Origin of the sequence: Huintestinicola sp. (genome assembly GCF_050874005.1) — a bacterium.
Classification (GTDB): domain Bacteria; phylum Bacillota; class Clostridia; order Oscillospirales; family Ruminococcaceae; genus Huintestinicola.
Genome location: NZ_JBNMJV010000078.1, coordinates 1 through 4,440 on the forward strand (window position 1 = coordinate 1; position 4,440 = coordinate 4,440).

Here is a 4,440-nt window from a genome sequence, read left to right on the forward strand (position 1 = left end):
AACTGCGCCCTTTTGAGGAAAAAGGGCAATAATAGAGGGGATTTTGTGGTCAAATAGAGGCTGTTTCGGCTTTTGACACGGAAAATTTTCCTCATATAATTCCGCTTGTTTAAATACCAGGGTTTTTAGAGGTTACCTAAAATTATACATCGGAAAGGAAGCGTTAAAATGAACATCACAAGTATGACAAACGCTGAGGCTTATGAGATACTTACCGGGCAAAAGCCGCCTATGACTAAGGGTGCGGCTGATATCGCCGTACTCGGGCAGGAGGGAAACAAACGAAGGTCGGACGAGTTTACTGTTTCGGGGGATATGGACTTTAACGATCCTGCCACAATGATGTTTATAAAAGCCGACTGTAACCTCAGGCTGGGAAAAGGATGTAAAAACGGCGTTCCCGACGAAAAAAGGCTTGGCGAATATTTCGGCGGAATTGCCAAGCGGCTGGACGAGGCTTATGCCGCAGGGAAATTCACCGAGGAGGAGTACGACGGGCTTAACAAGCTTCTCAGCGAAAGCATTGAAAAAAGGGCGCAGAAAGCTGAAAGAGCTGCGGCGTTTTACTCATTAGGCAGAGAAAAGGACGGCATACTCGGCACTGCCTCCGCAGCAAGTACAAAAAAGGAGCAGTCGCAGTCAATTGAGGATTATATGGAGCTTATGAACCAAAGGCTTGACGAATATGCTTCGGAGCATTGCAGGATAGACCGTGAGCTTATTATGAGCATTTTAAATTCCGTAAGGTACGGCGCATAACGGCTCAGTCTCATATAAGACCTGCTTTTTCGGCATTTTTTTGATAATCTGCTTGCAATTATCCGATGATTATGGTATTATTATCATAGGAAGATGCCGTTATTCTTTCTGCTTTGTTACGTTTGCAGCAGAGGAAAGTATAAACGGCAAATAAAAATCCGCTGATACGGCGGAACAGGGAGATTTAATTATGCCAAAAAGACAGGACATTAACAAAATTATGATAATAGGCTCAGGTCCTATTATCATCGGTCAGGCCTGCGAGTTTGACTATTCGGGCACACAGGCGTGCAAGGCGCTCCGTAACCTGGGCTACGAGATCGTACTTGTAAACTCTAACCCCGCAACCATTATGACAGACCCCGATGTTGCGGATATCACCTATGTTGAGCCTCTTAATCTGAACAGGCTCACTCAGATCATTGAAAAGGAACGCCCCGACGCATTGCTGCCAAATCTGGGCGGTCAGTCGGGTCTTAACCTCTGCTCCGAGCTTTCCGAGGCGGGAGTGCTTGAAAAGTACGGCGTTAAGGTCATAGGCGTTCAGGTTGACGCTATCCAGCGTGGCGAGGACCGCATTGAGTTCAAGAACACTATGAACAAGCTGGGCATTGAAATGGCACGCAGTCAGGTGGCTTATTCCGTTGATGAAGCCGTAAAGATTGCCGAGGAGCTTAAATATCCCGTTGTTCTCCGTCCTGCATACACTATGGGCGGCGCAGGCGGCGGTATGGTATACAATGTGGACGAGCTTAAAGTTGTCTGCGAGAGAGGTCTGCAGGCGAGCCTTGTGGGTCAGGTGCTTGTTGAGGAATGCATAAGCGGCTGGGAAGAGCTTGAGCTTGAGGTGGTAAGAGACGCCGAGAACAACATCATCACCGTTTGCTTTATTGAAAATATCGACCCCATCGGTGTTCATACCGGTGATTCCTTCTGCTCTGCTCCTATGCTCACCATTTCCGAGGACGTTCAGAAGAAAATGCAGGAGCAGGCTTACAAGATCGTTGAGGCTATTGACGTTATCGGTGGCTGCAACTGTCAGTTTGCTCACGACCCCGTTTCGGGAAGGATCGTTGTTATCGAGATAAATCCCCGTACATCTCGTTCCTCCGCTCTTGCTTCTAAGGCTACGGGCTTCCCTATTGCCCTTGTTTCGGCTATGCTTGCCTGCGGTCTTACACTTAAAGAAATTCCCTGCGGAAAGTACGGAACGCTTGACAAATATGTTCCCGACGGAGACTATGTTGTTATCAAGTTTGCCCGCTGGGCATTTGAGAAGTTCAAGGGTGCTGAGGACAAGCTGGGCACTCAGATGAGAGCGGTCGGCGAGGTAATGAGCATCGGCAAGACCTACAAGGAGGCTTTCCAGAAGGCTATCCGCAGCCTTGAAACAGGCAGATACGGTCTTGGCTTTGCAAAGGATTTTAATAAGCTTTCCAAGGAAGAGCTGCTTGAAAAGCTGAGATATCCCTCCAGCGAGAGACAGTTTATTATTTACGAGGCTCTCCGCAAGGGTGCCACCGTTGACGAGATATACGAGCTTACAAAGATAAAGCACTGGTTCATCGAGCAGTCTCTTCAGTTGGTTAATGAAGAAGAGGAGCTTATGAAAAATAAGGGTCAGGTCCCCGATGAAAAGGCTCTCCGTCAGGCAAAGCTTGATGGCTTCAGCGACAGATATCTCAGCCAGATACTTTCTGTGCCCGAAGAGGATATCAGGAACGCAAGATACAAATATGGTATCAGAGAAGCCTGGGAAGGCGTTCACGTAAGCGGCACACAGGACGCTGCTTATTACTACTCAACCTATCATCTGCCCGAGGACAAGAGCCCCGTTTCGGACAGAAAGAAGATTATGATACTCGGTGGCGGTCCCAACAGAATAGGTCAGGGCATCGAGTTCGACTACTGCTGCGTTCACGCTGCTCTTGCACTTAAAAAGCTGGGCTTTGAGTCCATTATCGTAAACTGCAACCCCGAGACCGTTTCCACCGACTATGACACCTCAGACAAGCTTTATTTCGAGCCTCTTACCCTTGAGGACGTGCTGAGCATTCACGAGAAGGAAAAGCCTGTGGGAGTTATCGCACAGTTCGGCGGTCAGACACCTCTTAATCTTGCGGCTGACCTGAAAAAGAACGGCGTAAACATTCTTGGAACATCTCCCGAGACCATTGACCTTGCGGAGGACAGAGACCATTTCCGTGCTATGATGGAGCGTCTTGGAATACCTATGCCCGAGTCGGGTATGGCTGTTAATGTGGACGAGGCTCTTGAGATAGCAAACAGGATAGGCTATCCCGTTATGGTTCGTCCCTCCTACGTTCTGGGCGGCAGAGGTATGGAGATAGTTCACGATGACGAGATGATGAGGGTATATATGTCTGCGGCTGTTGGCGTTACCCCCGACAGACCCATTCTTATAGACAGATTTTTAAATCACGCCACCGAGTGCGAGGCGGACGCTATTTCCGACGGCGAGCACTGCTTCGTTCCTGCGGTCATGGAGCATATTGAGCTGGCAGGCGTTCATTCGGGCGACTCCGCTTGTATTCTCCCCGCTAAAAATCTCACCGAAAAGCAGATCGAGACTATCAAGGATTACACAAAGAAGATCGCTGTTGAGATGAATGTATGCGGTCTTATGAATATGCAGTATGCTATCGAGGGAGATACGGTCTATGTTCTTGAGGCTAACCCTCGTGCTTCCCGTACTGTTCCCCTCGTTTCAAAGGTCTGCAGCATAAATATGGTGAAAATTGCCACCGAGATAATGACCGCTCCTCTTACGGGAAAGAAGTCTCCCGTTCCCGAGCTGCGTGACAGGGAGATAACACATTACGGCGTTAAAGAAGCTGTGTTCCCCTTTAATATGTTCCAGGAGGTAGACCCCGTTCTCGGTCCCGAAATGCGCTCCACAGGTGAAGTCCTCGGACTTTCCTCTTCCTTCGGTGAGGCGTATTACAAGGCTGAGGAGGCTACTCAGACAAGACTTCCCGAGGAAGGCACAGTTCTCCTCAGCGTATGCGACAGAGACAAGCCCGAGCTTGTTCAGATAGCTAAGGATTTCTATGAGCTGGGCTTCAAAATTCTTGCAACGGGCAAGAGCTACGAGATGATTATTGACGCAGGCATTCCCGCAAAGCGTATCTTCAAGATTTACGAGGGTCGTCCCAACATTGCGGACGAGATAGCAAACGGCGAAATTCAGCTTATCATCAACACCCCTGCAGGCAAGACCAGCGCATATGATGACAGCTATATCCGCAAGGAGGCTATCAGGCACAGAGTTCCCTACATCACCACTATGGCGGCTGCCAAGGCAAGCGCTGACGGTATCAGGGCTGTTAAGAACAACACTCACATCGGTGTGAAGTCCCTTCAGTCCTATCACGCTGAAATAAAGTAATACAGGCAATATTTAATACTAAACACTATTAGAATTATGGAGAAGAAATCGCCGCAAAAGCTTGCGTATATGGATTTTGCGGCGAGAGGTGCCCATAATTCAATAGGTGTTTAGTATAAGCCGCCTCTGCGTTTGGAGTGCCCCCTGTCAAGTAGACAGCTGAAAAAACAAAAGAATATTTAGAGTTTGTTCAAATCCACCCTGCTGCGCAGCAGGGTGGATTTTTTACGCCGCCGCTGCCGAGTGATATTCCATAGGTGTCATACATTTCA

The 4,440-nt window shown here is 48.6% G+C and carries 2 protein-coding genes; both read left to right on the plus strand.

What is annotated here, in order from left to right:
• The first annotated feature begins 168 nt into the window (after positions 1 to 168).
• On the plus strand, positions 169 to 759 hold the full coding sequence (locus ACR0QN_RS13885; RefSeq protein ID WP_432651819.1) for a hypothetical protein: 591 nt from the start codon (positions 169 to 171) through the stop codon (positions 757 to 759).
• Positions 760 to 949: 190 nt separating this feature from the next.
• A complete protein-coding gene (carB, locus tag ACR0QN_RS13890) occupies positions 950 to 4,168 on the plus strand; it encodes a carbamoyl-phosphate synthase large subunit (protein ID WP_432651820.1) in 3,219 nt (1,072 codons plus the stop codon).
• Positions 4,169 to 4,440: the final 272 nt, after the last annotated feature.